The sequence below is a fragment of the Streptomyces sp. NPDC041122 genome (assembly GCF_055592445.1).
The window spans coordinates 753565-778236 of the sequence record NZ_JBVIYQ010000002.1 but is presented as its reverse complement, the minus strand read 5'-3'; the positions used below and the strand labels follow the sequence as shown (position 1 = coordinate 778236).

General features: G+C 72.5%; 26 protein-coding genes. 13 read left to right on the top strand and 13 right to left on the bottom strand.

Annotated features, from left to right (window positions below):
- The first annotated feature begins 14 nt into the window (after positions 1–14).
- Positions 15–917: a helix-turn-helix domain-containing protein gene (locus ACZ6B8_RS09615; RefSeq protein WP_471606828.1), complete on the top strand. Its 903-nt coding sequence runs from the start codon at positions 15–17 to the stop codon at positions 915–917.
- 54 nt (positions 918–971) lie between these two features.
- Positions 972–1928 (top strand): ornithine cyclodeaminase family protein, encoded by a 957-nt coding sequence (locus tag ACZ6B8_RS09610; protein ID WP_471606827.1) that lies wholly within the window; start codon positions 972–974, stop codon positions 1926–1928.
- Positions 1929–1948: 20 nt separating this feature from the next.
- On the opposite strand, the gene ACZ6B8_RS09605 is transcribed toward ACZ6B8_RS09610, so the two are convergent.
- From ACZ6B8_RS09605 to ACZ6B8_RS09565, 9 genes are all read right to left on the bottom strand, one after another.
- Entirely contained in the window at positions 1949–3697 is a 1749-nt protein-coding gene (locus tag ACZ6B8_RS09605) for a hypothetical protein (RefSeq protein WP_471606826.1), read from the bottom strand.
- Positions 3698–3700: 3 nt separating this feature from the next.
- A complete protein-coding gene (locus tag ACZ6B8_RS09600; RefSeq protein ID WP_471606825.1) occupies positions 3701–4990 on the bottom strand; it encodes a sulfite oxidase in 1290 nt (429 codons plus the stop codon).
- A 105-nt stretch (positions 4991–5095) separates the two neighbouring features.
- Positions 5096–5707, bottom strand: a complete 612-nt coding sequence (locus ACZ6B8_RS09595; protein WP_471078177.1) for a sugar kinase — start codon at positions 5705–5707, stop codon at positions 5096–5098.
- Complete coding sequence (locus tag ACZ6B8_RS09590; RefSeq protein ID WP_355805918.1) at positions 5708–6865, bottom strand: ROK family glucokinase; 1158 nt, start codon at positions 6863–6865, stop codon at positions 5708–5710.
- 567 nt (positions 6866–7432) lie between these two features.
- Positions 7433–8251: an ATP-binding cassette domain-containing protein gene (locus ACZ6B8_RS09585; protein ID WP_471078511.1), complete on the bottom strand. Its 819-nt coding sequence runs from the start codon at positions 8249–8251 to the stop codon at positions 7433–7435.
- Positions 8252–8259: 8 nt separating this feature from the next.
- A complete protein-coding gene (locus ACZ6B8_RS09580; RefSeq protein ID WP_471078174.1) occupies positions 8260–9315 on the bottom strand; it encodes an ABC transporter permease in 1056 nt (351 codons plus the stop codon).
- On the bottom strand, positions 9312–10331 hold the full coding sequence (locus tag ACZ6B8_RS09575) for a sugar ABC transporter substrate-binding protein (protein ID WP_471078171.1): 1020 nt from the start codon (positions 10329–10331) through the stop codon (positions 9312–9314). Before ACZ6B8_RS09575 ends, ACZ6B8_RS09580 begins: the two co-directional genes overlap by 4 nt.
- A gap of 95 nt (positions 10332–10426) precedes the next feature.
- The gene (locus ACZ6B8_RS09570; protein WP_471606824.1) at positions 10427–11425 is read right to left on the bottom strand and encodes a sugar ABC transporter substrate-binding protein; all 999 of its coding nucleotides are present in this window, start codon (positions 11423–11425) and stop codon (positions 10427–10429) included.
- A 175-nt stretch (positions 11426–11600) separates the two neighbouring features.
- Complete coding sequence (locus ACZ6B8_RS09565) at positions 11601–12392, bottom strand: GntR family transcriptional regulator (protein ID WP_471078165.1); 792 nt, start codon at positions 12390–12392, stop codon at positions 11601–11603.
- 100 nt (positions 12393–12492) lie between these two features.
- On the opposite strand from ACZ6B8_RS09565, the gene ACZ6B8_RS09560 reads away from it, so the two are divergent.
- The gene (locus ACZ6B8_RS09560; protein ID WP_471606823.1) at positions 12493–13509 is read left to right on the top strand and encodes a Gfo/Idh/MocA family protein; all 1017 of its coding nucleotides are present in this window, start codon (positions 12493–12495) and stop codon (positions 13507–13509) included.
- Between the two features lie 4 nt (positions 13510–13513).
- Here ACZ6B8_RS09560 and ACZ6B8_RS09555 read toward each other — a convergent pair whose 3' ends face one another.
- Together ACZ6B8_RS09555 and ACZ6B8_RS09550 are read right to left on the bottom strand one after the other, a co-directional pair.
- Complete coding sequence (locus ACZ6B8_RS09555; RefSeq protein WP_471607181.1) at positions 13514–13906, bottom strand: PaaI family thioesterase; 393 nt, start codon at positions 13904–13906, stop codon at positions 13514–13516.
- Between the two features lie 195 nt (positions 13907–14101).
- On the bottom strand, positions 14102–14551 hold the full coding sequence (locus ACZ6B8_RS09550) for a hypothetical protein (protein ID WP_471606822.1): 450 nt from the start codon (positions 14549–14551) through the stop codon (positions 14102–14104).
- Between the two features lie 142 nt (positions 14552–14693).
- Between ACZ6B8_RS09550 and ACZ6B8_RS09545 the strand changes: the two genes are divergently transcribed.
- The gene (locus tag ACZ6B8_RS09545) at positions 14694–15596 is read left to right on the top strand and encodes an alpha/beta fold hydrolase (protein ID WP_471606821.1); all 903 of its coding nucleotides are present in this window, start codon (positions 14694–14696) and stop codon (positions 15594–15596) included.
- Between the two features lie 147 nt (positions 15597–15743).
- Positions 15744–16406, top strand: a complete 663-nt coding sequence (locus ACZ6B8_RS09540) for a TetR/AcrR family transcriptional regulator (protein WP_471078154.1) — start codon at positions 15744–15746, stop codon at positions 16404–16406.
- A 109-nt stretch (positions 16407–16515) separates the two neighbouring features.
- Here the strand turns inward: ACZ6B8_RS09540 and fabI are convergent, their stop codons facing one another.
- Both fabI and ACZ6B8_RS09530 read right to left on the bottom strand, forming a co-directional pair.
- Complete coding sequence (gene fabI / locus ACZ6B8_RS09535) at positions 16516–17295, bottom strand: enoyl-ACP reductase FabI (RefSeq protein WP_471078151.1); 780 nt, start codon at positions 17293–17295, stop codon at positions 16516–16518.
- Complete coding sequence (locus ACZ6B8_RS09530; protein WP_471606820.1) at positions 17292–18149, bottom strand: alpha/beta fold hydrolase; 858 nt, start codon at positions 18147–18149, stop codon at positions 17292–17294. The genes fabI and ACZ6B8_RS09530 overlap by 4 nt, the downstream gene beginning before the upstream one ends.
- A 156-nt stretch (positions 18150–18305) precedes the next feature.
- On the opposite strand from ACZ6B8_RS09530, the gene ACZ6B8_RS09525 reads away from it, so the two are divergent.
- From ACZ6B8_RS09525 to ACZ6B8_RS09490, 8 genes are read left to right on the top strand one after another with little or no spacing between them, the layout of a single operon-like run.
- Positions 18306–18488 carry a hypothetical protein gene (locus ACZ6B8_RS09525; protein WP_471078145.1) on the top strand — a complete coding sequence of 61 codons (183 nt, stop codon included), beginning with the start codon at positions 18306–18308 and terminating at the stop codon, positions 18486–18488.
- Positions 18481–19431 carry a patatin-like phospholipase family protein gene (locus ACZ6B8_RS09520; protein WP_471606819.1) on the top strand — a complete coding sequence of 317 codons (951 nt, stop codon included), beginning with the start codon at positions 18481–18483 and terminating at the stop codon, positions 19429–19431. The genes ACZ6B8_RS09525 and ACZ6B8_RS09520 overlap by 8 nt, the downstream gene beginning before the upstream one ends.
- Positions 19428–19778: a 4Fe-4S dicluster domain-containing protein gene (locus ACZ6B8_RS09515; protein ID WP_471078140.1), complete on the top strand. Its 351-nt coding sequence runs from the start codon at positions 19428–19430 to the stop codon at positions 19776–19778. Before ACZ6B8_RS09520 ends, ACZ6B8_RS09515 begins: the two co-directional genes overlap by 4 nt.
- A complete protein-coding gene (locus ACZ6B8_RS09510) occupies positions 19762–21522 on the top strand; it encodes a fatty acyl-AMP ligase (RefSeq protein WP_471606818.1) in 1761 nt (586 codons plus the stop codon). The genes ACZ6B8_RS09515 and ACZ6B8_RS09510 overlap by 17 nt, the downstream gene beginning before the upstream one ends.
- Positions 21519–21785, top strand: a complete 267-nt coding sequence (locus tag ACZ6B8_RS09505) for a MoaD/ThiS family protein (RefSeq protein WP_471078134.1) — start codon at positions 21519–21521, stop codon at positions 21783–21785. Before ACZ6B8_RS09510 ends, ACZ6B8_RS09505 begins: the two co-directional genes overlap by 4 nt.
- 3 nt (positions 21786–21788) lie before the next feature.
- Complete coding sequence (locus ACZ6B8_RS09500; RefSeq protein WP_471606817.1) at positions 21789–22616, top strand: acyl-CoA thioesterase; 828 nt, start codon at positions 21789–21791, stop codon at positions 22614–22616.
- Positions 22613–24316: an acyl-CoA dehydrogenase family protein gene (locus tag ACZ6B8_RS09495; protein ID WP_471606816.1), complete on the top strand. Its 1704-nt coding sequence runs from the start codon at positions 22613–22615 to the stop codon at positions 24314–24316. The genes ACZ6B8_RS09500 and ACZ6B8_RS09495 overlap by 4 nt, the downstream gene beginning before the upstream one ends.
- On the top strand, positions 24240–24650 hold the full coding sequence (locus ACZ6B8_RS09490) for an acyl carrier protein (protein ID WP_471078505.1): 411 nt from the start codon (positions 24240–24242) through the stop codon (positions 24648–24650). Before ACZ6B8_RS09495 ends, ACZ6B8_RS09490 begins: the two co-directional genes overlap by 77 nt.
- Positions 24651–24672 lie beyond the last annotated feature (22 nt).

Here is a 24672-nt window from a genome sequence, read left to right as displayed (position 1 = left end):
GGCGGGACGGCGCAATGTCCTCTGCAGCAGAAGGCGTTACGCCGAACGGCGAGTCCCTGGCGAACCGGCGGGGCGGCCCGACCGTGCTGCGCATCGTGCTCGGCACCCAGCTGCGCCGGCTGCGCGAGAGCCGCGGCATCAGCAGGGAGGACGCGGGCGAGGCCATCCGCGCCTCGCACGCGAAGATCAGCCGGCTGGAACTGGGACGGGTGGCGCAGAAGGAACGTGACGTCGCCGACCTCCTGACCCTGTACGGCGTCGCCGATCCCGCGGAGCGCGCCGGCTACATAGGCCTGGCGAAGCGCGCCGGGACGCCCGGCTGGTGGCAGCAGTACAGCGATGTGATGCCCAGCTGGCTGGAGACCATCCTCGGCCTGGAGGAAGCCGCCTCCGTCATACGCAGCTACCAGGTGCAGTTCGTCCCGGGCCTGCTGCAGACCGCCGAATACGCGACCGCGGTGGCGAGCCTCGGCGAGGCTTCGGGCTCCCTGCGCGAGATCACCCGCAAGGTCGAACTGCGCCTGCGACGCCAGGAGTTGATCACCCGGCCCGGCGGCCCGAAGCTGTGGTTCGTGGTGGACGAGGCGGCGCTGCTCCGCCCGATGGGCGGCCGCGCGGCGATGCGGGCGCAGATACAGCACCTCATCGAGATGTCCCGGCTGCCCGACATCACCCTCCAGGTGGCCCCCCTGGAGGCGGGCGCGGCCACCGCCGTCGGCGGCCCGGTGACGATCCTGCGCTTCCTCGAACCCGACCTGCCGGACATCGTCTACCTCGAACAACTGACCAGCGCGCTGTACCTGGACAAGCGCTCCGACGTCGAGCACTACATGCTGGTGATGGACCGGGTGTGCACCGCCGCACCGAACGCGGAGGACAGCATCGCCATCCTGGAGCGGCTGCGCGACTCGTACTAGCGGTGGCGCGGCTCGTACTGCCCCCGGCACCGAGCCCTCCGGACAAGGAACCGCATGAGCACATCGCCCCCCTCCCCCGCCGCCCCGCCCCACCTCGACGCCGCCACCATGGCCCGGCTCGTCCCGATGTCCGCCGCCGTGGACGCCCTGGAGGCGGTCCTGGCCGCCGGGCTCGACCCCGCGGCCGAGGCGCCCCGCTCCGTCGTCGACGTGCCCGGGGGCCAGCTGCTCCTGATGCCGTCGGCCACGGCGTCGTACACCGGCGTGAAGGTCGCCACGGTCACGCCGGACAACGCGGAGCGCGGCCTGCCCCGCGTCCAGGGCCTGTATCTGCTCCTGGACGGCGTGACGCACGCGCCCCTGGCCCTCCTGGACGGGATCGCGCTGACCTCACTGCGCACCCCCGCGGTGTCCGGCGTGGCGATCCGGCACCTGGCGGTGCCCGACGCCGGACGGCTGGTCGTCTTCGGGACGGGGCCGCAGGCGTGGGGGCACGTCGAGGCGGTACGGGCGGTGCGTCCCGCGCTGCGCCACGTCGACGTGGTCGCGCGGAACGCCGGGCGGGTCGCTGCCTTCGTCGAACGCTGCCGCGCCGCCGGACTCTCGGCCGCCGCGGCCGACGCTCAGGCGGTGGCGCGCGCCGACGTGGTCTGCTGCTGCACCACGGCCCGCGAGCCGCTCTTCGACGGTTCCCTGCCGCCCGGCCACGCGACGGTCGCGGCGGTCGGCTCGCACGAGCCGGACGCCCGCGAGGTGGACGCCCGGCTCGTGGGCCGCGCCACGGTCGTGGCGGAGTCCCGCGCGGTGGCCGAGCGCGAGTGCGGCGACCTGCTCCTCGCGTCCGCCGACGGCACCTTCGCCCCGGCCGAACTGCACACCCTCGACGCCCTGGTGCGCGGCGAGGTGCCCCTGGCGCAGGGCCGGCCCCGGCTGTTCAAGTCGGCCGGCATGGCCTGGGAGGACCTGGCGGTGGCGGCGGCGGTGTACGAGCGGTGGCATCGCCTCGGCTGAGCGCGCCGCGGCGGTTGTTGTCACCCGCAGTGCGTGGCGCCGGCCGTACCCGGCGCGGTCAGCGTGACGTCCTCGAGCCTGACGCTCATGGCCACCCAAGTGCCCTCATCCCCGTTCGCGGAGCCCACGCCCACGGAGCCCCTGGGATTTCCGGTGTTCGTAGCCCGCTGCTGGTAGCCCCACAGCCAGATACGTTCCCCCGTACTGCCGAAGGACAGGACGGGGCGGTCCGTCACGAGTGGGCCGTTGTAGACGGCGATGTCCTCGGACAGCGGCTTCGCACACATGAGCGTCCCGTGCAGGCCGTAGTAACCGGGCGGGTTGTGGCCGCTCCTGATGGCGGCGGCCGCGTCATCCCGGGCCGAAGCAGCCGAGATCAGGCCGACGAGCAGGGCCGTCACCACGTACAGCGTCGCGACGACAGGGAGGACGAACCCCGGGATACCGTCGCCCGGAACACGTCCCCAGTACGTATGGCGTGCCCATCCGGCGATCGCCACGAAGACGAGCGCGAAGGCTGCGGCGAGGCCGATCGGCTTCAGGGCCGCGTACGTCAGGGAGTACGTGGTGACCGGCACCCCCTCGACGGGTATGCCGAAGCCCGTCGTCAAGTAGAGGGTGTACAGGAGTCGTCCGAACCACGGCACGATGAAAAAGAGCGGCGCCGCGACCACCGGCACGATCCAATGAGCGTTCCTGCTGAACCAGGAAGGGACCAGAGCCCACCAGACTCCGGCCGCGGTCAGGGCCGCGCCCACAACACCCAGCACCGTCAACGAGGTCGCCCACAGCACGTCCTTGCCCTCGACAGGCAGCGCGAGCATCAGTTGGTGGCCGAGGAAGAGGAACATCGCCGCCATCGCCGTGCCCAGAGCGAGCCGCCGTGCACGTGTGAGATGGCGCCCCGCGACGAACCATCCGAGCGCGTCTCCGAGAACCAGGCCCGGCGCCAGCAAGGCCCATCGCCACGGGGTGTCGAGACGCTGCAGGGTACCGCCGATCGCCAGGCAGACCAGGGCTCCCGTGCAGAGGCCCACCACGCTGAGGCAGAGAGCGAGCAGGCCACTCGCTGTCGTGGGATCGAGGATCCGAGGTGCCTCGTCGGAATGCTCCGGCGGATCCGGGGGGCCGTGCACCTCCTCTGTGGACGCGTCGAACAGCGGGTCGCCGAAGCGGCTGGCGGTCAGCTCGGCGACGGCGGCGGCATGGTCCGGCGGGCCGGGTAGGGAGACCGCCCGCTGGTCGTGCGCGCCGTTCAAGTACCTCGCCAGGCGCAGCACCCGCTGTGCGACGGCGCCACCCTCCGCGGGCGGTCGGAGCCGGACGTGGTAGCGCGTGCGCCTTTCGTGGGGTGGGCTGCACAGCTTCGATTCCCGTACCCACAACGCGAGCGAACGCCGCGCGGCCAGGCGCTCGACGCGATGCACCGCTGCCTTGCGGGCACCACGGCGGGCACCTCGCAGCCTCACCTCGACGACGAGGCCCGCACGTCGAGGTCCGACGCGCGCCGCCTCCTGGCCGTTGGCTGCCCTGACCAGACACCCCTCGGCCAGGAGCAGTTGTTCGGCCAGCGTCAACTCGTCCGGATGGTCCAGCACTTCGACGAGCAGGCGAACTCGGCGATTGAAGTCGGCAACTCCGATGGTTTCGATGACCGTGTGGCCCTCTCGATGACGGGGGGTGAATGCGGAGCTCCGATCATCGCAAGGACCGCTGACAACGGCAGCCGCCGATGCACCACCGCGCGTCTCAAGGGCACACCGCCGCACGCCTCAGACGAGCGTCACCACGTGCCGCACCACCGCGTCGAAGAGGTACCCCTGGGTGTTGGGGACCGTCGTCTCCGGCTGGGTGCGACCCGTGGAGTCCGTGGCGCGGGAGAGGAGTTCGGCGGGGCCCGGCTTGCCGGGGGTCCACGGGGCCGACCAGCGGGTCCACGAGCCGCGGCGTGCGGGGTCGTGCAGGCGGGCCCGCCGCCAGGAGGCGCCGCCGTCCGTGCTGACCTCGACCCGGGTGACGCCGCCGTGGGCGGACCAGGCGCGGCCGGTGAGGCGGTGCCGGGTGCGCGCGGACAGGGTCGCGTTCCACGGGAGTTCGAAGGCCGACTTGAGGGTCTGGCGAGTGAGCGGGGCGCTGCCCCCGGGCGGGTACGCGTCGCCGTACAGCCGGTAGAACTCGGTGTTCCAGGGCGAGTAGAGCGGCGTGGTCGACACCTCGATGTCGCCGAGCCACTTGATGGAGGAGATGCCGACCCAGGACGGGGCGAGGAGCCGGACCGGGTGTCCGTGGTCGGGAGGCAGAGGTGCGCCGTTCATCTCATACGCGAGGATGACGTCGTCCAGGGCCTTGGAGAGCGGCATCGGGCGGCGTACGCGGCCGTAGTTCGTGCCGTCGGGCGTGACGTACTCGTCGTCGAGGCCGCGCGGCATCACGTCCACCGCGCGGGGGGACAGGCCCGCGCGGTGCAGGACGTCGGCGAGGCGGACGCCGCGCCAGCGGGCCGTGCCGATCGCTCCCGTCGTCCAGGGGGTGCCCGACGCCGGCTGGTTCTGCTGGGTCTTGAAGAAGTTCCGCGCGTTGCCCGCGCACTCGACGAACGCCGTACGGGTCACCGAGGGCAGGCTCTTCAGCTCCGCGAGGCCGAACTGCCGCTGCCCGCGCGTCAGTCCGTCGCCCCAGACGTTCAGCCGCCAGGCCGCGGCGTCCAGGCGCGGGGTCGTCGTGTGGTTGCGGACGAAGAAGTGCGAGACGGGGGTGAGGTATCCGGTGCCGGCGAGGGCCTCGAAGCGGGTCTCGGCGTTGGTGCCGTGCACGATGAACCGCTCCGGGGGCAGCGGTTTGACGATGCCCTCCCCCGCCGATGCCGCCGTCCACGGCGAGCCCGCCGCCGCGCTCGCCGTGGCGGCCGGCAGGGTCACCGGCACCGCCGTGACGAGGCCCGCGGCGGCCAGGAGCCGCAGCATGTCGCGGCGCCCGACCCCCTCGGCGCGGGCCTGCCCGGCCAGCCACTGGTTCCGTCTGCGCCGGTCGTAGGCCGTCTCTGCTTCCGGGATCCTGGTCATGGCCACACGCTAGGAGGCAGTGCGGCGGCTCGCCGGGGAACGCCCGCATTCTTCACACGGACGAAAGACTTCCGGACATCGGCGGGTCCCGGCGCCGCCGGGCCGTCAGGGCGTCGTCGTCGACACCACGTAGACCATCGGATGCCGCGGGTTGGAGCGGTCCACGACCACGTCCTGCGTCGGCGTGGGGTTCTTCCGCGCGTGGGTGAGGCCCGACCAGGGGCCGGGGCCGGTGAACTCCCAGCCGACGACGTTCCGGTCGCGCGCGCTGATGGTGATGTCGTTCGGCTTCAGCTTGTCCTCGGTGGTGCCGATCTGCTTGAGGAACCGCTTCAGGCCCGCGTTGCTGGTGAGGAACTGGACGTAGAGACGGCTGGTGCGCCAGTTGTTCGTCTCGTAGTAGGCGACCTCTTCGGAGTACGGCTGCACCGGCACGTCGTACAGGCGGCGCTGCACCTTGGAGGGCCAGCCCGCGGTGAGGCCGGTCGCGGAGTACTTGTCCTCCTTGTCGCGGCCGCTGTTGCGGCTCTGGTTCGCGGAGATCACCAGATAGCCGGCGGGCACGCCGATGAGCAGCACGATGATGATCGCCGTCAGCCAGCGGCGGCGGATCATGTGGCTGCGGTCCTCCGTCTTGCCGGCCCCGCCGGTGGCGCGGTCCGGCGGTTCGGGGGCGCCGGGGCGGTCCGGGGACGAGGGCTGGCGGGGCACGGTCATCTACTGGGTTCCCTGGGACGTGCGGTCATTGGTGCGGCGCGCCTCTGCGTAGCGCTCGTAACGTTCGTAGCGCTCCACGCGGCGCCGGTTGGCGCGGCGGAAGCGGCGGGCGACCAGGCGGGCCAGGTCGGCGGCGCCCACCATGCCGGCCTCGGGGCCGAGCTGGGCGCGGGCGATGCGGGCCTCGGGGCGGTAGCCGCGGCCGGTGAGGTGGCGGCGGAAGGCGTCGCGGGCGGGGCCGATCAGGAGGTCGTCGGCGGCGCTGACGCCGCCGCCGATGACGAAGCAGGAGGGGTCGAGGGCGGCGGCGAGGTTGGCGATGCCGACGCCGAGCCACTGGCCGATGTCCTGGAGGAGCTCGACGCACATCGCGTCGCCCTCGCGGGCGAGCTCGGTGATGAGCGGGCCCGTGATGTCGGGGACGTTGCCCTTGACCCGGTCGATGATGCCGTACGCGACCGGGGAGTCGGCGGCGGCGAGCTCGCGGGCCTCGCGGACCAGGGCGTTGCCGGAGCTGTACTGCTCCCAGCAGCCGCGGTTGCCGCACGGGCAGCGGTGGCCGCCGGGGACGACCTGCATGTGGCCGAACTCGCCGGCCACGCCGAACTTGCCGCGCTTGACCGCGCCGTCCTCCAGGATCGCGCCGCCGATGCCGGTGCCGAGGGTGATCATCACGAGGTGGTCCTCGCCGCGGCCCGCGCCGAAGCGCCACTCCGCCCAGGCGGCGGTGTTGGCGTCGTTGTCCACCATGACCGGGACCGCGAGGCGGCCGGAGATGCGGTCGCGCAGGGGTTCGTTGCGCCAGGACAGGTGGGGGGCGAAGAGCACGCGGTTGCGGTCCGCGTCGACCCAGCCGGCGGCGCCGATGCCGACGGCATGCACGTCGTGCCGGTCGGACAGGTCGAGGACGAGCTCGATGATGGTGTCCTCGACGACGCGCGGGCTCTTGGACTTGTCCGGCGTCTCCGTGCGGAGGGTCTCCAGGATGTTGCCGTCCGGGTCGACGACACCCGCCATCACCTTGGTGCCGCCGATGTCGATGCCGACGGTGTTGACGCGGGGCGCCGTCAGATGGGATCGGCGTTCGCGGGTGCCCACGGTCCGCAGGACGGTGGCTCGTGCGGAGCCGCGGTGCGCGAGGTCGCGGTAGGTGCTCATTGCGGCGATTCTGCCTCACGCTCGCGGGGGCGCGCACAACGGGACCCCGGCGCCGGGGTCGTCTCCCGGTGGCCCGGGGCCCGGTGACCTCAAGGGCGCGGGGACCTCCGCGCCCCGCCCGAAAAAAGCCGCAGACGCGTCTGCCGGGTCACCACTCCGGCGCGGCTGCGGCCCGTACGGGGCTGGCCGCGCAGTTCCCCGCGCCCCTTACGGGGCGCGCCCGGCGACGCAGGGCCACCACCCCAGGGGCGCGAGGAACTGCGCGCTCAGCCCGCAAAAAGCCGCAGACGCGTCCGCAGGGACACCCGGCATGCGTCCGCGGCCCGCATGTGGCCGCTCGCGCAGTTCCCCGCGCCCCTCACGCGGGCCGGAACCCGATGACCTCAAGGGCGCGGGGACCTCCGCGCCCCGCCCAAGAAAAGCCGCAGACGCGTCTGCCGGGTCACCACGCCGGCGCGACTGCGGCCCGTACGGGGCTGGCCGCGCAGTTCCCCGCGCCCCTTACGGGCCCCGGCCCCGGGCGGCACCCCGACGGTGACCGCAACCAACGCCCCCCCAAGCCCCCCGCTAAGGGGCCCCGCGGCCCTCGAGCTCGTGGCGGAGGTCGTCCAGTTCGCTGCCGCCCGCCATCTGGCGGGTCAGCTCGTCCAGGGTGATCTCGTCGCGCGCGTACGAGCCGGACATCACGCCCCGCTTCAGGAGGACGAAACGGTTGCCGACCAGGTACGCGTGGTGCGGGTTGTGGGTGATCAGGACCACACCCAGGCCCTGGTCCCGCGCAGCGGCCACGTACTTCAGGACCACACCCGACTGCTTCACGCCGAGCGCCGCGGTCGGCTCGTCGAGGACCAGGACCTTCGCCCCGAAGTGGACCGCGCGGGCGATCGCCACGCACTGGCGCTCGCCGCCCGACAGCGTGCCGATCGGCTGGTCCACGTCGCGCAGGTCGATGCCCATGCGCAGCAGCTCCGCGCGGGTCGTCCTGCGCATGAGGTCGACGTCCATGCGGCGGAACGGGCCCGTGCCCTTCGTCGGCTCCGAGCCGAGGAAGAAGTTCCGCCAGACCGGCATCAGGGGGACCACGGCGAGGTCCTGGTAGACCGTGGCGATGCCCAGGTCCAGCGCCTCGCGCGGCGAGCCGAGCCGCGTCTCCTCCCCCTCGATGCGGAAGCCGCCCGCGTCATGCCGGTGCAGACCGGCGATGATCTTGATGAGGGTGGACTTGCCCGCGCCGTTGTCGCCGAGCACGCAGGAGATCTCCCCCGCGTGCACCTCCAGGGAGACCCCTTCGAGGGCGCGGATGTTGCCGTAGTACTTGCTGACGCCGTCGAGCTCGACGAGCGGCGTGCGCTCCTCGCCCTCCGGCGCCGCCGCCGGCTTCGTCATGTCCGTGGTCACTTCGTCGCCTCCGCGCGCTTGCGGACCCAGTGGTTGAGCAGCGTCGCCAGGAGCAGCATCACGCCGAGGAAGAACTTGAACCAGTCGGAGTTCCACTCGGCGAAGACGATGCCCTTGCTGACCATGCCGAAGATCAGCGCCCCGACGGCCGCGCCGACCGCGGAGCCGTAGCCGCCCGTGATGAGGCAGCCGCCGATGACGGCGGCGACGATGTAGATGAGCTCGTTGCCGACGCCCTCGCCGGACTGCACGGTGTCGTAGCTGAAGAGCAGGTGCTGGCCGGAGATCCAGGCGCCGAAGGCGACGCCCATATAGAGGCCGATCTTCGTCGCGGCGACCGGGACGCCGACTGCGCGGGCCGCGTCCTCGCCGCCGCCCACCGCGAAGATCCAGTTGCCGACACGGGTGCGCAGCAGCACCCAGGTGGCGACCGCGATCAGGGCGAGCCACCAGACGATGGTGATCTTGAAGTCGACGCCGCCGACGGTGAGGGTGGAGGCGAAGACGTCCTTGGCGGACTCGAAGCCCTCCATGTCGGCGATCGACTTGGTGGAGACCGTGCCGCTGATCAGCTTGGTGAAGCCGAGGTTCATGCCGGTCAGCATCAGGAAGGTGCCGAGCGTGATGATGAAGCTCGGCGGGTCCGTACGGGTCAGCATGACGCCGTTGAAGACGCCGACGGCGAGCGTGACGAGGAGCGAGACGCCGACGCCCACCCAGACGTTCGCCGTCATCTGGTAGCTGAACATCGACGACACGAGCGCGGACGTCGTCACGAGCACGCCCGCCGACAGGTCGAACTCCCCGCCGATCATGAGCAGCGCGACCGGCACCGCCATGATGCCGAGCGTGGAGGCCGCGTACAGGACCGTCGCGAGGCTGGTGGCCTGGAGGAAGCTGTCCGCGACGATCGCGAAGAAGATGAAGACGGCGACGGCGCCGACGACCGAGCCGAGCTCGGGGCGGCCCATCAGCTTCTTCAGCGGCGAGGTCTTGACCAGGCGCTCGTCCGCCTCGGCGTCGGGGGCGGGCGCGGGTGCTGTGGCGGTCATCGGGTCCCTCGCTTCGCGTAGTCCTCCAGCTCGGAAGCCTGGTCCTTGGTGATGATCTGCGGTCCCGTGAGGACGGGGCGGCCGCCGCCGAGGACGTCGGCGTTGTACTTGTACAGCCAGAGCAGGTCGACGGCCTCGTACCCCTGGAGGTAGGGCTGCTGGTCGACGGCGAACCCGAGGGAGCCGGACTTCAGCCCGGCGGCGACCTTCTCGTTGAGGTCGAACGTGTCGACCTCGGCCTTGCTGCCCGCGCTGTCCGCGGCCTGCACGGCGGTGTCCGCGAACGGCGCGCCGAGCGTGACGACCGCGTCGACCGACTTGTCGGACTGCAGCTTGGCCTCGATGGAGGACTGCACGTCGGGCATGTTGGTGCCGGTCACGTACAGGTTCTGCAGCGTGCCCTTGAAGGTCTTCTTGGCGCCGGCGCAGCGCTGCTCGTGGCCGACGTTGCCCTGCTCGTGCAGGATGCAGAGCGCCTTCTTCTTGCCGCGCTTGTTGAGCTCCTCGCCGACGGCCTCGCCCGCGATGGTCTCGTCCTGGCCGATGTGTGTGAGGGCGCCGAACTTCTTGGACTCCGCGGAGCCGGAGTTCACCGTGATCACCGGGATGCCGGCCTTCTCGGCGCGGGCCAGGGCGCCCTTCATCGCGTCCGGCTTGGCCAGCGTGACGATGATCCCGTCGACCTTCTTGTCGATGTAGGAGTCGACGAGCTGGGCCTGCTGCTGGGCCTCGTCGTCGTGGGAGTACAGGAACTTGATGTTGTCCTTGACGGCGGCCTGCTTGGCGCCGCTCTGGACGATGTCCCAGAAGGTGTCGCCGTCGCCCGAGTGGGTGACCATGCCGAAGGTCCAGCGGGGCGTGTCGACCGCCGCCCTGCCCCCTGCGGCGGCGGCCTTGCGGGCGTCCTCCGCGCGCTTGCCGCCGGTGCTGCTGCATCCGGTCAGTCCCGCGGTGACGCCGAGCACCGCCACCAGCACGGCGCCCACCGTACGTACCCCTGTCTTCACCCTTGCCACGACGCCGTGCCCTTCTTGCTCTGCTGCTCTGTGCGGCCGGTCCGGATCCCCGGCCCCAGCCGCCCAAGTATCGACCACGCGGATCACGCGTGTGTTCATCGGGTACCGCGAGCGGTGTACTTCTCCAGCTTCGGCACGTCCTTCCCGGTGACGATCGCGGGCCCGGTGAGGACGGGCCTGCCGCCGCCCAGCACGTTGGCGTTGGTCCGGTACAGCCACAGTTCGTCGACCGAGAGGTACCCCTGCAGGTAGGGCTGCTGGTCGACGGCGAAGCCGACCTCCTCGGCCTTCAGCCGCTTGACGACCTCGGCGTTCAGGTCGAAGGTGTCGACCTCGGCCTCGCTGCCCGCCTCGTCCTTGGCCTTTACGGAGTACGCGGCGATCGGCGCGCCGAGCGTGACGACGGCGTCGATGTCCTTGGTGGCCTGGAGCTTCGCGCTGATGGAGGACTGCGCGCCGGGCGCGTTGGTGCCCTCGACGTTCAGGTTCTCGACCGAACCGTCGAAGGTCTTCTTCACGCCGGCGCAGCGCTGTTCGAGGGAGACGTTGCCCTGTTCGTGGATCACGCAGAGGACCTTCTTCCTTCCGCGCGTGTTCAGCTCATCGCCGACCGCCTCGCCGGCCACGGACTCGTCCTGGCCGATGTGGCCGAGCGCGCCGAACCGCGAGGAGAACTCCCCGCCCGAGTTGATGGTGACGACCGGGATCCCGGCGCTCCTCGCCTTGGCGAGCACGGCCCGCATCGCCTCGGGCTTGGCCAGGGTCACCACGAGCCCGTCGACCTTCTTGTCGACGAAGGACTGGACGAGTTCCGCCTGCCCCTTGGCCTCCTTGTCGCCCGCGTAGAGGAAGTCGACGTTGTCCTTGCGGGCGGCCTGCTTGGCGCCGCTGCGGACGATGTCCCAGAAGGTGTCGCCCTCGCCGGAGTGGGTGACCATCGCGATCTTGAGGCGGGGCGTGGTCACGCCCTTGCCGCCACCGCCGTCCCCGGACCCGTCCTCGTCGTCCTTGCCGCCGGAGCTGCTGCAGCCGGCGGCGAGCGCGATCACCGCCAGACAGGCCGTGACGCCCCTCGCCGTACGGGATGTGCGCATGATGGACCACCCCTTTGCCTTCCGGCCGCCTCGGTGCGGCTGGAGGAGTTCTAGCGGGGGGCGCGCGGGAGCGTCAATGGATTTGTCAGAACATTCTGACGACTGTTACTGACCGCCGGTCCCGCCGGTCCCGCCGGTCCCGGTCCTGACGACGGTCGTGTCGCGGCGGCAGGAGTCACGGCCGTACGAGGAGCTGGAACTCGAAGGAGTAGCGCGCGGCCCGGTAGACGTGCGAGCCGAACTCCACCGCCCGGCCCGTGTCGTCGAAGGTGGTGCGCCGCATGGTGAGCAGCGGGGCGCCGACGGGTTCGGCGAGCAGTTCGCCCTCGTCGGCGGTGGCGGCGCGGGCACCGACGGACTGGCGCGCGCTGTGCAGGGTGTGGCCCGCGGCGCGCATCAGACGGTAGAGGCCGGTGGCCTCCAGGCGCGCGGTGTCGAGGTCGAGGAGTCCGGTCGGCAGGTGGTTGCGGAGATGGGCCACGGGTTCGCCGTGGGCGAGCCGGAGCCGCTCCACACGGTGCACCTCGTCGCCCTCGCCGATGCCGAGCGCCGCCGCGACCTCGGCGGAGGCGGGTTCGAGGGTGTTGCGCAGGACGCGGGTCTCGGGGCGCTGGCCCGCGGCCTCCAGGTCGTCGAAGAGGCTGCTGAGCTCCAGCGGGCGCTTCACCTGGCTGTGCACGACCTGGGTGCCGACGCCCCGGCGCCGCACGAGGAGCCCCTTGTCCACGAGGGTCTGGATGGCCTGGCGGACGGTGGGCCGGGACAGACCGAGCCGGCCGGCGAGCTCGATCTCGTTGCCGAGGAGGCTGCCCGGGGTCAGGGCGCCGCGCTCGATCGCCGCCTCCAGCTGCTGGGCGAGCTGGAAGTAGAGCGGGACGGGGCTGCTGCGGTCGACGCCGAGCCGGAGGTCCACCGTGGGGTCCTTGACCGGCTTGTCCTGAGCTGCTTTGGCGACTGGTTTGGACACGGGGCGAGCGTAGCCCCAGGAGAGGATGACGGGAAGTTCTTAAGTTCTGTTGTCAGGACAAAGGATTGACAGGAGGGTCCGGCCTCGCGAGGGTGGATCCATGCGCATCGGACTGATCGGAACGGGCCGCATCGGCACCTTTCACTCCACGGCCCTCGTCCGCAACGCGGAGGTGTCGTCCCTGGTGATCGCCGACGTGGACGCCGCGAGAGCGGCGGACCTCGCGGCACGGACCGGCGTGACGGCCGTGTCCTCGGTGGACGAGGTCTTCGCGGCCGGGGTGGACGCCGTGGTGATCACGGCGGCGACGTCGGCGCACGCCGCGCTCATCGGCCGGGCCGCGCGGGCCGGGCTGCCGGTCTTCTGCGAGAAGCCCATCGCCCTCGACCTGCCGGGCACGCTGGCCGCCCTGGCCGAGGTCGAGGCCGCGGGGACGGTGCTGCAACTCGGCTTCCAGCGGCGCTTCGACGCGGGATACACGGCGGCGCGCGAGGCGGTGCGGGCGGGCCGGCTCGGCCGGCTGCACACCGTACGGGCGGTCACCTCGGACCCGGCGCCGCCGCCGGCCGCGTACCTCCCGCTCTCCGGCGGCCTTTACCGCGACTGCCTGGTCCACGACTTCGACATCCTGCGCTGGGTCACCGGCCGCGAGGTGACGGAGGTCTACGCGACCGGCTCCGACCTCGGCCCCGTCATGTTCCGCGAGGCGGGCGACATCGACACGGCGGCCGCGGTCCTCACCCTCGACGACGGCACCCTCGCCACGGCGACCGCGACCCGCTGCAACGGCGCGGGGTACGACGTCCGGATGGAACTGGCCGGAGAACTGGACCAGTTGGGGGTCGGCACGGACGAGCGCACGCCGCTCACCTCGGCGGAGCCGGCCGGCCCGGCCGCGCCGGTCAAGCCCTGGCCCGGCTTCCTGGAGCGCTTCGCCCCGGCGTACGAGGCGGAGCTCGCCGCCTTCGTCGACGTCGTCCGCGGGGAGCGCACGAACCCCTGCGACGGGCGCGAGGCGCTGCACGCGCTGCGGATCGCGGAGGCGTGCGAACTCTCCCGCCGCGAGCGGCGGTTGGTGCGCATGGCCGAGATCCCGGAGTCCCCGGAGGAGGAGTAGCCGCTCAGGCCGTGGAGAGCACCGTGCCCTGGGCGATGGCGCAGAGCGTCTCCGCGTCGTCGGCCCCCACGGCGTACAGCTCGCAGCGCACCGTCGCCTGGCGGCGGCCCGTGTGCACGACCACGGCGCGCGCGACCAGCCGGACGCCGGTCGCGGGCCGTACGTACTGGATGGAGAAACCCGAGGTCAGCACGGCGGGGCCGAGCGTGGTGCCGGCCGCGAAGGTGATGCCGTTGTCGGCCGCGTAGGCGAGCACACCCCCGTGCACGAACCCGTTCTGCTGCTGGAGTTCGGCCCGGACGTCGATCTCCAGCGTGGCCGCGCCCTCGCCGAAGCGGGTGATGCAGGCCCGGACGAGACGGCTGAACGGCTGGGCGTCCAGGACCTTCCGGGCCATGGCCAGATCGATGGGGTCGGCGACGGGATCGGCGGGCGGCTCGCCGAACCGGGCCTGTTCACCGGGCTGTTGGCCCGCGGGCGGCTCGACCGCGGAGACCTGGTCCGCGGAGGGCTCGGTCATGACCGCCTGCGCGCGGAGCGGGATCGAACGTCCATGTGCCCACCGTACGCGGCCGTCCACCGCCGCAGGGCCTCATTCCGCCGAGGGATCACGCGGCCACGGTGAGCGCCCGGAGAGGAAGGAGCGGACCGTCTCCAGCGTCGCCGTCGCGTCGAACCCCGGCGTGTTCCACAGGGCCGAGCGCATCGTGCCCCGGTCGCGGTACGAGCGCATGATGCGCAGGTGGTCGTGGCGGGCCACGAAGCCCTTCAGGTCCTTCTCGTCCCGCCAGACCGAGACCGAGCCCGACCGGGGGCGGCGCAGGTCCGGGTCCACCCACAGCCAGAGTCCGACGGCGCCGGTGACCTCGCTCCAGGATCTGCGCAGGGCCACGCCGGTGATGTTGACGCCCACCGCGGTCCAGGGCCGGTGCGGGGCGAACTCGGTGACGCTGACGACCGCCGCGCCCGTGACGTCCTGTTCGCGGACGGCTTCCGCCGCGGGTCCGGGCGTCCATGGCGCGAACCAGATGGTGGACGGCATCGCGTTCCCCTCGTGAGCGCCGGGGCCCGAGGACCCGTGGCGGTGGACTCTCGGACGCATGTGGACGAACTCCACACTAAAAGCACGGACGGTCGTGCTAATATACCACGTTCCTGTTGCCGCCGACCGAGGAGTACTGGACATGGGCCCCACAGAGACCGTTGTGAGTACGACCATCAATGCCGTCTCCCGCGTCTCGGGGCGGCTCGCCGGCGCCGGCGCCTACGCGCTGTTCCACATGCCGCTGGCCCGGAGCAAGATGCGCTCCACGGAGCGCGAACTGTTCGCGTCGGCGCACCGCGGGCGCATCAGCGTCAACGGCAAGTCCGCGGTGACCTACCGGTGGGGCACCGGCGAGCGCCCCGTGCTGCTCGTCCACGGCTGGCAGTCACGCGGCTCGCGCTTCGGCGACTTCATCCCCGGCCTGCTCGAGCGCGGCCACAGCGTCATCACCTTCGACGCCCCCGGCCACGGCGACGCCACGGGCCGCAGCACCACCATCCTGGAGTACCGGACGATCCTCGCCGAACTGCACGACCAGTACGGCACGTTCGAGGCCCTCGTCGCGCACTCCCTGGGCGCGCTCGGCTCCTTCCACGCGCTCACCAAGGGAGTGAAGGCCGAGCGGATCGTCGCCATCAGCGGGGTCTGCGACTTCGCCTACCTGGTCGACGCGTTCTGCACGGACCTCAGACTCCGGCCCTCCCTCAAGGACGAGTTGCTGGCCCGGATCGGCGAGAACCTCTTCCCCGGCGTACCCGCCGACCGCATGCCCTTCTCCGTCGCGCACGCCACCGAGGCCGTCACGGCGCCGGTCCTGGTGGTGCACGACGAGGACGACGGCCGGATCGGCGTGGACCAGGGGCGCGGGATCGCGGCCGCCTTCGGCGACCGGGCGCGGATGATCACTACGCGGGGTCTCGGGCACCGCAGGATCCTCGGCGACCCCGACGTGGTGCGCGCCGTCCTCGACTTCGTCGAGCACGGACCCACCGCCGAAGGGCGGGCGGCGGCGCTGCCCGGCGCCGTTCCCGCGGCGGACTGAGCGTCGCCCTGCGTCAACATCGGAGCACGCACGGTCGTGCCGTTACCGCCCCCACACGCTGACCGCACGATCGTCCACTTAATCGGTACACTGGTCACCTATCGGGCACCGCGAGCACCCGGCCCCAGGAGACAGGTAGGCACCACCATGGCAGCGACACACATCGACGGACGGGTCGCCCGCGGGAATCAGACCCGGCAGCTGGTCCTCAAGCGCGCCATGCAGGTCGCATCGGTCGAAGGCCTCGAAGGCCTCTCCCTCGGCCGGCTCGCGGGCGAGCTCAAGCTCAGTAAGAGCGGTGTGTTCGCGCTGTTCGGCTCCAAGGAAGACCTTCAGCTGGCCACGGTGCGCGCGGCGATCAAGGTCTATCTGGAGCACGTGGTCCAGCCGGCCCGGGAACTCCCGCCGGGGATCACCCGGCTGTGGTGCGTGTGCACCAGCTGGCTCACGTACTCGCGCGAGCGCGTCTTCCCGGGCGGCTGCTTCTTCTACTCGACGTCGGCGGAGTACGACGCCCGTCCCGGCAAGGTGCACGACACCCTCGCCGCGGCCCGTACCAACTGGTCGACGTATCTGGAGCAGACCATCTGGGAGGCACAGCAGACGGAGGAGATCCAGGAGGGCGTCGACGTCCCCCAACTCGCCTTCGAGCTGGTCGCCTTCCTGGAGATGGCCAACGCCGAGTCCGTGCTGCACGACGAGTTCGGGTGCTACGACAAGGCGGCCACCGCCATCCTGACCCGGCTGCGCGGCGTGGCCACCGATCCGTCCCTGCTGCCCGAGGGCATCGCGGCGCCGGCGGACAGTTAAAGCCACGGCCGCCGCCGGGACGGGGCGCGCCGCCGGGACGGACATGAGCGCCGTGCGAGGGCCCGCCCGGGGGTGACGGGCTCTCGCACGGCGCGTTCTGGGGGCGGGGTCAGGCCCCGATGGCGTGCACTCCGCCGTCGACGTGAACGATCTCGCCCGTGGTGCGCGGGAACCAGTCCGAGAGCAGCGCGACCACCGCGCGGGCCGCGGGCTCGGGGTCGGACAGGTCCCAGCCGATGGGCGCGCGCGTGCGCCACACCTCGCGGAACGTCTCGAACCCGGGGATGGACTTGGCCGCCATCGTCTTGATGGGGCCCGCCGCGACGAGATTGCAGCGGATGCCGCGCGGCCCCAGGTCCCGCGCCACATAGCGCGAGGTGGACTCCAGCGCGGCCTTGGCCACGCCCATCCAGTCGTACGCGGGCCACGCGGTCCGCGCGTCGAAGTCCAGGCCCACCACGGCGCCGCCCCGCTCCTCCATCAGCGGCAGGCACGCCATGGCCAGCGCCTTGAGGGAGTACGCGGAGACCTCGACCGCGGTCGCCACGGAGTCCCAGCCGGTCTCGAGGAAGTTGCCGCCGAGCGCGTCCTGCGGGGCGAAGGCGATGGAGTGCACCACGCCGTCGAGGCGCGCGTCCCCGCCCACGCTCTCCCTGATGCGGTCGGCGAGGCTGTCGAGGTGGCCCTTGTCCTGCACGTCGAGCTCGACCAGCGGCGCGGGGCGCGGCAGCCGCTTGGCGATGCGCTCGACCAGGCTCAGCCTGCCGTACCCGGTCAGCACCACCTCGGCGCCCTGTTCCTGGGCGATCCTCGCCGCGTGGAACGCGATCGAGGACTCCATGAGCACCCCGGTCACGAGCACGCGCTTGCCCGCCAGTATGCCGCTCATCCGGCCACCACCTCGGTCTTCCTGCCGGGCTCCGTGGCGCCGGCCGCGACGAACTCCGTTACGTGCCCGACGACTTCGGGTGCGCCGAGGATGCGCAGATGCCCGAACCGCCGCGTGGTGACCAGGCGTGCCCCGAAGAACTCGGCCATGCGCGCCCCCTGGCCGGGGTCCACCGCGCGGTCGTCCTCGTCGTGGACGACGAGGAGCGGTATGTGCAGCCCGGCGGTGCCGTGGAAGACGGAGAAGCGCGTCCACATGTCCGGCTCGCCCGGGTACACCTCGCGCTCGATGCGGCCCCGCAGTTCCTCGTCGGCCTGCGCGGACAGCCGGGCCGCCCGGGAGAAGCTGTCGACCAGGTATCCGAAGTCGGGGACCGGGCTGATCGCCACGATCCGGCCGGCGCGCACCCCGTGCTGGAGGGCGACGTAGGTCGCGGTCACCCCGAAGGAGTGCCCGATGATCGCCTCGAAGTCGCCGTGCGCGCGGTGGAGTTCGACGATGATGTCGCGGTACTCCAGCAGGGTCGTGCCGTCCCCGGTGGCCTCGCCGTGGCCGGGCGCGTCGAAGGCGACCGGGCTGTAGCCGAGTTCGACGAGCCGGGCGACGGTCTTGGCGTAGCGCGAGGCGCGCGATTCCCAGCCGTGCACCAGGAGCACCGGCCTCGCACCGTCACCCCACCGGTAGACGACGGCCGTCCTGCCGGCGACCGGCAGCTGTGAGGTCCGTGCGCTCTCGACGACGGTCCGCTCGTCGGGCCGGGTCCTGCTGCGGCCCTGAGGGCGGCGGAAGAGGTCGAACATCGCCTCGCCCCGGTCGCTCGGGGCAGCGTGTGCGGCTGCTGTAGCGGGATTCATCCCACGCCCTCCAGATGATCAGGAATGCCGAGATGTTAGCACGACCGTTCGCTCATATTGATTCCCGAGCACGGAGAAACGGTTCCTCGGGAGAAAAGTGAACGGACGGTCGTGCTAATGTTTGCCGCGTCAGCTCTCCCCTGCTTGGAGGACGCCATGACGCTCCCGCACCACGTGACGCAGCGCTCCGCCGACACGGACGCGACGGCAGGCAGCCACCCGGGGCCGAACCAGTCGTTCAAGGACGACTTGGACCGGCTGATCGACTCGGTCCTCCTGTCCGGCCGCACCGAGCTCGCCGACACCACCGACCAGCCAGGGAAGGGACGCAATGACTGACGCAGGCGCCACGGAGCGCATAGGCATCGCCGTCGCGTCGGGGATGCTCAAAGGGGTCTACGGCCACGGCGTACTGGCCGCGTTCGAGGAACGCGGGCTGCGCGCAGACGTCTACGGCACCGCGTCGTCCTCCGCGCTGTCCGGCGGACTCGCCGCGGTCGGCAGGGCTCGGCGCACCGGTGTGGACTACTGGCTCAAGGCCGCCGCGGCCGCCACGGAGAAGGGCATGAGCGCGGTCGTCCTGGACAGCATCGCGGAGTACGGCCCCGTCCTGCGCGAGGGCCTCTTCCGGGCGGACGCGCCGGAGTTCCTGCTGGCCACCGGGAAGGTCACCGATCCGGCCGCCGCGGAGGTCACGCAGGGGCCCGGCGCGAAGGCGCTGGGCAGGGAGCTGCTGCGCAACGTCTTCACCGGGGACCGGAGCTGGGTCGAGGAGAACCTCGCCACCGTCGTCTTCTCCTCGCGGGCCGAGCCCGGTGGCGCCGAGCCGCAGCTGACCCCGGAGAACTACGACGCCGTCTCCTACGCCTCGACGCGCATGCTGCACGCCTGGACCGTCCCGGCGGAGATCGACGGAGAGGCCTACGTCGACGCCTCGTACACCTGCTCCTGTCCCGCGCGTGAGGTCGCCGCCAAGGGCGTCGACGTGCTCATCGCGATCGGCTGCGATCCCTTCCCCCTCTTCCGTGACCTCTACGCGTCCGAGGAGATCGTCGACGGCTCCGTCGTCGGGCAGGCCCGGGTCCTGGTGATCAAGCCGGCGGACGACCTCAAGAACCTCGGCGTCGACTACGCGTCGGCGACGGCGGACGGGCTCGTCAAGGCCTACGAGCTCGGACTCGACGCGGGGCACCGCTTCGTGGACGGCCACGGCGAGCTGCTCCCGGCGCACGCCCCGGCGACGGCCGTCAGCGGCAGCGGAGTTCAGGAGGAGGGCGCGTGACACACGTGGTCACCGAGCAGTGCGTGCACTGCAAGTTCGCGGAGTGCATCACCTACTGTCCCGTCGCCTGCTTTCGGGAGGCCGGCACCTTCCTGGTGATCGACCCCGCGGACTGCATCGACTGCGGCAACTGCGTCGAGGCCTGCCCCGCCGACGCGATCTACCCCGAGGACGAGCTGCCGCCCGAACTCGCGCCCGCGCTCGAATGGAACGCCCGGCTCGCCACCGAACTCCCCCTGGCCACCACCCGCGTCGAGCCGCTGCCCGACGGCGAGCAGTGGCGGGACCGGCCCGGCAAGTGGGCCACCCTCCCCGTGGAACAGGCGCCGCGTGTCAGCTGTCCCTGATCCCGGCCGTTTCGAGGGATTCGACTTCGCGCGTCTCCTGCACGAGCGGGCGCGGCAGGCGCCGGACGTCGTCGCCCACCGGTTCGTGCACGAGGACGAGTCCGCCGACGAGCTCACCCACGCCGCGCTCGACGCCCGCGCACGCGCCGTCGCGGCGGGGCTCCTCGCGGCCACCGACGGGCGCCCGGAACCGGTGCTGCTCCTGTTCGCGCCGGGACCCGACTACCTCGCCGCGCTGTTCGGCTGCTTCTACGCGGGCGTGCCGGCGGTGCCCGCCTTCCCGCCGGACCCGACCCGGCTCGCGCGCACCCTGCCCCGGCTCGCCGCCATCATCGAGGACGCCGGGGCGAGCACCGTCCTGACCACGTCGGACATCGCGCCGCTCATGGCGGACTGGCTCACCGCCACCCTCGGCGGCCGGGCCCCGCGCCTGCTGGCCACCGACACGCTCGACGCGACGGGCCCCGGGGTGGCGCCGCTCGGGCCCAGGCCCGGCGTGCCCGCGCTGCTCCAGTACACCTCCGGTTCGACGGCGCTGCCGCGGGGCGTCGTCCTCGACCAGGCCAGGCTGCGGGCCAACTGCGAGGAGATCGCACGCGGCTTCGGGATCCACCCCGGCAGCTCCGGCGGTCTGTGGCTGCCGCCCTACCACGACATGGGCCTGGTCGGCGGCATCCTCACCCCGCTCGCCACCGGCATCCCGGTGACCCTCATGTCACCGGTGACGTTCCTGCGCCGCCCGCTGTCCTGGCTGCGGATGGTCTCCCGGTACCGCGCGACGATCATCGGCGCGCCGAACTTCGCGTACGACCTCTGTGTGCGCCGCGCGACGGACGCGGAGGTCGACGGGCTCGACCTGTCCGGGGTCGAACTCGCCTTCACCGGCGCGGAGCCCGTGCGGGCCGAGACGATGGAGCGGTTCGCGGCGCGCTTCGGGCCCGCCGGCTTCCGGGCCGCCTCGTTCCTGCCGTGTTACGGGCTGGCCGAGGCGACGCTGTACGTGACGGGCGGCAAGCCGCTGGGCGGCTGGCAGACGGTCTCGGTGGACCGCGAGGCGCTGGAGACGCACGGCGCGGCCCGGTCCGCGCGGCCGGGGCAGCCGTCGCGGTCGCTGGTGAGCTGCGGCAGGCCGGGGCCCGGCACCCGTCTCCTGATCGCCGATCCGGTCACCCGCGAGCCCCTCGCCAACGGGGCCGTCGGCGAGATCTGGGTGGACTCGCCGAGCGTCACCGACGGGTACTGGCGGCGCCCCGACGAGACGGCCGAGACGTTCGGCGCGCGGACCGCGACCGGCGAAGGACCGTATCTGCGCACCGGCGATCTCGGGTTCGTCCTGGACGACGAGCTCTTCGTCGCCGGGCGGCTCAAGGACCTCGTCGTCATCAACGGCCGCAATCTCCATCCGGTCGACGTCGAGCGGGCCTGCGAGGCCGCGGTCCCCGGCATCCGGCGCAACTGCGGCGCGGTGTTCGCGGTCGAGGGCGCGGCGGGCGGCACCGAGCGGCTCGTCGTGGTGTACGAGGCCGACGTCGCCGACGAGGAACGGTACGCCGAGACGATCGACGGCATCCGCAGGGCCGTGTCGAGGGAGCTGACCATCCGGCCGGGCGCCGTCGTCCTGGTGCGCCCCCGCACCATCCCCAAGACCTCCAGCGGAAAGGTCCAGCGCTGGCTGGCCCGCCGGCACTACCTCGCCGGCGAACTCGCGGAACTCGCAAGCACCGACGAAAGGGCCCGGCGATGATCGTCAAGGTCAGGGGCGTCCTGCTCCGCTTCACCGACTACGAGAACGAGATCGAGGTCGGCGGCGCCACCGTGCGCGCCGGCCTCACCGGGCTGACCGAGCGCTACCCGCGGCTGAGCGAGGTGCTGCTCGACCGGGACGGGACCGTACGTCCGACCCACCTCATCGCCCTCAACGGCGAGCGGCTCACCCAGGGCGAGCTGGACCGCGAGGCCGGCGAGGACGACCGGGTGGACATCGTCACCGCGATCTCCGGGGGCTAGCCGATGCCCCGTACCTCGTCCTACGAGACCGTGCTCGACGCCGGCCAGTTCACGCCCACGCAGCTGGGCACCACCGCCGTCGGCCGGCTCGCCTTCCAGGCCGGCGCACGCTGGATGCGCGACCACGTGCGCAGCCACCGCGCCCTGGTGACCGAGCATCAGGTCGGCTTCGTGCTGTGGTCCTGGCAGTTGGAGTACGTGTCGCCCCTCGGCTTCCTCGACGCCGACGCGGCGCTGGTGGACGTACGGGCACGGCTGCGCGGCCCCGCCTCCTCGCAGCTGGAGGTGGAGATGACGCTCCGCGGCCCGGCCGGTGTCGCGGTGCGTACGCGCGGCGCCTCGGTGCCGTTGCGGCTCGGCGGCGACCAGGCGCTCTCCGGCACGCCCGCGCCGCTGCCCGACACGCTCGTCGCCGCCTTCGAGGAGGACGAGTTCGAGCGCTCCCCGCACCGCTCCGCCGTACGCGCGCTGCGCGCCCGGTTCGAGCGGGACGGGGAGCGGCTCGCCGCCGGCACGACGTCGTACCGGGTGCACCGCCACCACTGCGAGGTGGCCGACCAGTGGTACTGGGCCGAGACCCTCGGGTTCGCCGCGGGCGCCCGGGAGGAACTCGTGCTCCGGCACGGCCGTTCGGCGCCCGAGCTGCGCCGCGCGCCGGCCGAGGGGATCCGCGCGGTGGACGTGACCTGGCTGCGCTCGGGTCAGCTGTGGGACCTCCTGGAGATCCGCAGCGCCGCGTACCGGCTCGGTGACGAGCTCGCCTTCGTCCATGAGATCGGGCTCGCCGATGACGACGGTGGGCCCTGCGCCCTCGTGGTGGAACGCATATGACCGCCACCGCCGGGGTCACGCCGCCCGCCTTCGAGGACGCGGCGCGCCTGGAGCTGGCGCTCGGCTGCCCGTTTGACCCCGGGAGCGGCATATCGCTGGCCGGCGGCATGCGCGCCGACGAACAGGAGAGCGCACCAACCGCCGCCTACGAGGCGGCCTGGGCGGCCGGACTCCACCGGCAGCTGGTGCCCGTCTCCGAGGGCGGCGCGCTCGCCTCCTTCGAGGCGTTCGCGGCCGTCGCGCGCGCGGTGTCACGCCGCGATCTCGCGGTCTCCGTGGGGTTCGGCTCGACGCTGCTCGCCGCGACGCCGGTCTGGGTCTGGGGCGCGCAGGAGCAGCGGCGCCGCGTCGCCGAGCTGGTGCTCGGGCGGGCCTGGGGGACGGCGGGCATCAGCGAGGAGGCGGCGGGCAGCGACCTGCTCGCCACCGCGACCCGCGCCGTCCCGAGCGCCGGAGGACATGTGCTGGACGGCAGGAAGTGGCTGGTGGGCAACGGCGGCAGGTCCGCCTTCGCCACCGTGCTCGCCGCCTGCGACCCGTCGTACGGCCTGTTCCTGCTCGACTTCGAGGCCATCGGCGGCCACGGCGTGCGGCGACTGCCGAAGGTCCGCACGCACGGGCTCCGCGGGCACGATCTGAGCGGCTTCGAGCTGGACGGGTGCCGGGTCGGCGCCGACGCCGTGCTCGGGCGGCCGGGGCGCGGCATCGAGATGGTCTCGGGGATGCTGCAGTTCACCCGGACCCTGGTCGGCGCGAGCAGCCTCGGCGCGGCCGACACGGCCCTGCGCACAGCGCTGCGGCACGCCCGCGACCGCGTCCTGTACGGGCAGCCCGCGCTCGCCCTGCCGCCGGTGCGCTCGCTGCTCGCCCAGGGCTTCACCGATCTGCTCGTCGCCGAGTGCACGGAGCTCGCGGCGGCGCGCGGACTGGATGTGGCGCGCCGCCGGATGGCGCTGTGGTCCGCGGTGGCGAAGTACGCGGTGCCGCAGCTGTGCGTGGACGCCGTGCACGCCTGCGGCGAGGTGCTCTCCGCCCGGGCCCATCTGCGCGAGGGCGTCGCGGGCGGCGCGTTCCAGAAGCTGTTGCGCGACGTGTCCGTCACGCCGGTGTTCGAGGGCACCGAACTCGTCCAGCTCGACACCGTGCGCGCCCAGTTGGCGGCGGCGGCGCGGCGTCCGCGGGGGCCCGCTCAGGTGCCGCTCCCGCTGCTCTTCGGGTTCGGCGACCCCGCGCCGTCCCCGGCCCCGCGCGAGCTGCGGCCCGCGCTGACCTTCGGCGGCGCCGACGAGATCGTCGACTGCCTCGACGAGGCCGTCCAGGACCTGGCCGACGATCCCGAACTTGAGCCCCTGGCCCGTACGTTGCTGACGGTCCGCGACGAGAACCGGGCAGCGTTCCGCGCCCTCGGCACCCGGCGCACGACTGAGGCGTACGCGGCGGCCCGCGCGCACTGCCTGGTGCACACGGCCGCCTGTGTCCTGCACACCTGGCGCCGGCGCGGTGAGAGTTTCGGCGGGCTCGCCGCCGAGCGGCACTGGGTCTCGCTCGCTCTGCGCCGTGTCCTGACCCGGCTCGGCCGTCCGGTCGCGCCGGACCCCGAGGCCGAGGACCTGCTGGTGCGCGATCTCGTCCAACTGGACGACGGGGACCGGGCGTTCTCGCTCGTACCGCTGCGGATCGCACCCCAATACCGCGGCTGACCCGTGGCCGGCCGCCGGCCGGCTTCGGCACGAATCCTGGGAGTACGCCATCACCACCATTGACCACGCCCATGCCGCCCCCGGCGCCGCGGGAGCCTGGCTCCCCGCGCTGATCGGGGAACTGCTCGGCATCGACGACGAGTTCGCCTCCGACCGGCCGCTCGGCGAACTCGGCATCGACTCGCTCACCGCGGCCCAGCTCTCCGTGGAGGTCGAGGAGCGGGTCGGCGCCGTCATCCCCCTCGACCGGTTCCTCGGCGACGAGACCCTCGACGACCTGGTGCGCGCGCTGAGCGCCGACGCGGGCCCCGGAGCTCCCGGCGGGACGGCGTGACGCGCCGGGCCCACGCGGTGGA